2 protein-coding genes are annotated in these 2,991 nt (G+C 68.8%); both read left to right on the top strand.

The genetic code is table 11. From position 1 onward, the window contains the following. Positions 1-123 precede the first annotated feature (123 nt). Complete coding sequence (gene purB, locus GX015_RS05110) at positions 124-1,554, top strand: adenylosuccinate lyase (protein ID WP_291343294.1); 1,431 nt, start codon at positions 124-126, stop codon at positions 1,552-1,554. A 251-nt stretch (positions 1,555-1,805) separates the two neighbouring features. Next, entirely contained in the window at positions 1,806-2,864 is a 1,059-nt protein-coding gene (locus tag GX015_RS05105) for an iron ABC transporter substrate-binding protein (protein ID WP_291343292.1), read from the top strand. Positions 2,865-2,991 lie beyond the last annotated feature (127 nt).

Below are 2,991 nucleotides of genomic sequence, written 5' to 3'. Positions count from 1 at the left end.
TCATCGCCGCCGGGCCCGTCGAGGCGCTGGAGGAGTTCGCCGCGCGGAGGTGACCGGGTGAACTGAATCGGGTGATCCGAACCCGGGGCCACCCGATCCGGGCCACGTGGAATACTTGGGTTCGTGGCCAACAAGAAGAAGATCGCAAACGTCCTGGCAAACCGCTACGCGTCCGCGGAACTCGCGGAACTGTGGAGCCCCGAGCACAAGATCATCCTGGAGCGGCGGCTGTGGGTCGCCGTGCTGAAGGCGCAGGCGGCGCGCGGCATCGAGGTGCCGGAGGGCACCGTCGAGAAGTACGAGGCCGTCATCGACCAGGTCGACCTGGATTCGATCGCCGAGCGCGAGCGTGTCACGCGCCACGACGTCAAGGCCCGCATCGAGGAGTTCTGCGCGCTGGCCGGCACCGAGCACATCCACAAGGGCATGACCAGCCGCGACCTGACGGAAAACGTTGAGCAGCTGCAGATCCTCCAGTCGCTGCAGGCGGTGCGCGACAAGGCCGTCGCCGTCGTCGCCCGCACCGCGGAGAAGGCCGCCGCGTACCAGTCGCTGGTCATGGCCGGCCGGTCCCACAACGTCGCCGCGCAGGCGACCACGCTGGGCAAGCGCTTCGCCTCGGCGGCCGACGAGATGCTGCTGGGCATCGAGCGCGTGGAGAACCTCATCGACCGCTACCCGCTGCGCGGCATCAAGGGCCCGATGGGCACCGCCCAGGACATGCTCGACCTCCTCGACGGCGACGAGGCCGCGCTGGCCTCGCTGGAGACCGAGATCGCCGAGGGCCTCGGCTTCACCCGCGTCTTCGACTCGGTCGGCCAGGTCTACCCGCGCACCCTCGATTTCGACGCGCTGTCCGCGCTGGTCGAGCTGGGCGCCGGTCCGTCGTCGCTGGCCACCACGATCCGGCTGATGGCGGGCAACGAGATCGTCACCGAGGGCTTCAAGGAAGGCCAGGTCGGTTCTTCGGCGATGCCGCACAAGATGAACGCCCGCTCCTGCGAGCGCGTCACCGGCTTCCAGGTCATCCTGCGCGGCTACATGACCATGCTCTCCGAGCTCGCCGGCAACCAGTGGAACGAGGGCGACGTGTCCTGCTCCGTGGTCCGCCGCGTGGCGCTGCCGGACGCGTTCTTCGCCATGGACGGCATGTTCGAGACGTTCCTGACCGTCCTCGACGAGTTCGGCGCGTTCCCGGCCATGATCGACCGTGAGCTGGAGCGCTACCTGCCGTTCCTGGCCTCCACGAAGGTGCTCATGGCCTGCGTGCGCGCTGGCGTCGGCCGCGAGGAGGCCCACGAGGTGATCAAGGAGCACGCCGTCGGTTCCGCACTGGACATGCGCGAGAAGGGCGCGGAGCAGTCGTTGGTCGAGCGCCTGGCCGCCGACACGCGCATCCCGCTCGACGAGGAGGGCCTGCGCGCCGCCCTCGCCGACCGCCACGCTTTCATCGGCGCGGCGGAGTCCCAAGTCGACCATGTGGTCGCCCGGGTGAACGCGCTCGTCGACGAGCACCCGGAGGCGGCCGCCTACAAACCGGGCGACATTCTCTAGGCCTTCCCGCACCGGACCACCCCCGACTTCCCCCGCGGAAGGCGGGGGTTTCCGCATTTTTGCACGTGAAGGGCAATGGTTTTGGGGCATTTGGTGAGGTCAGGGTACCCTGGGATGGATTGCCCATACTGGGCGTGTGATTGCAAAAAGTAACCCTTGGCAGATCGCCGTGGGCCAGGTTAGCCTTACGTCCGTTCGTTGATCGGCGATCAAGGCTGATCCACCACCGACACCGTAAAAGAGGTTCATTGATGCGCTTCACCACGCGCCTGGCCGCCGCCGCAGTCGCGGTCTGCGGTCTCGCCGCCGGCTTGGTCGCCTGCGGCACGGACGAAGACAACGGCGCCGCCGGCCAGGGCTCGTCGCCCGCCGACGGCCCGCTGGTCATCTATTCCGGCCGCAGCGAGGATCTGGTCGCCCCGCTGATCGAGGACTTCGAAAAGGAAACCGGCGTCGACGCCGAGGTCCGCTACGGCAAGACCGCCGAGCAGGCTCAGCTGCTGCTCACCGAGGGCGACAACACCCCGGCCCACGTCTTCTTCTCCCAGGAGGCCGGCGCGCTGGGCCTGCTGCAGGACAAGGGCATGCTCGCCGACGTTCCGAAGGACCTCATGGAGAAGGTGCCCGCCGGGTTCTCCTCCGAGGACGGCAAGTGGGTCGGCGTCACCGGCCGCGCCCGCGTGGTGGCCTACGACAAGGACGCCGTGGACGAGGCCGACGCCCCGGCCACCGTCGCCGAGATGGTCGACCCGAAGTGGAAGGGCAAGATCGCGGTCGCCCCGGGCAACGCCTCCTTCCTGTCCTTCGTCACCGCGATGCGCGTGACCGACGGCGAGGACGCCACCCGCGAGTGGCTGGAGAAGCTCGCGGCCAACGAGCCGAAGACGTACGAGAAGAACGGCGACGTCCTCGAGGCCGTCAACTCCGGCGAGGCCGAGATCGGCCTGATCAACCACTACTACTGGTACGCGGCGGCAGCCGAGCAGGGCGCCGACAACATGCGCGCCCAGCTGAAGTTCGGCGCCGACGGCGACCTGGCCGGGCTGGTCAACGCCACCGGCGCGGGCATCCTCACCGGTGCCGCGGACCGGGACGACGCGAAGAAGTTCATCGAGTACCTGCTTTCCGACGCCGGCCAGAAGTACTTCGCCGACGAGACCTTCGAGTACCCGCTCGTCGAGGGCGTCGCGGGCCCTGAGGGCGTCCCGTCCCTGGATTCGCTGAAGGTCCCCGACGTCGATCTGTCGCAGCTCGGCACGGTCGAGGAGACCGCCGCCCTCATCGACGAGGCCGGCCTGACCGTCAATTGATCGCAGAATCCGCCGCCGTCGGCCGCCGCGCAATCGCGCGTCGGCCGCTTCGGCGTTTCCGGGGAGGGGGCGGCGCGGGCGCGAATCCCGTGCTGGTGACGCTGGCGATCCTCACCGTCGCGGTGGT

The sequence above is a fragment of the Corynebacterium sp. genome, assembly GCF_012837295.1.
Taxonomy (GTDB): domain Bacteria; phylum Actinomycetota; class Actinomycetes; order Mycobacteriales; family Mycobacteriaceae; genus Corynebacterium.
This window is presented reverse-complemented; position numbering and strand designations above follow the sequence as displayed.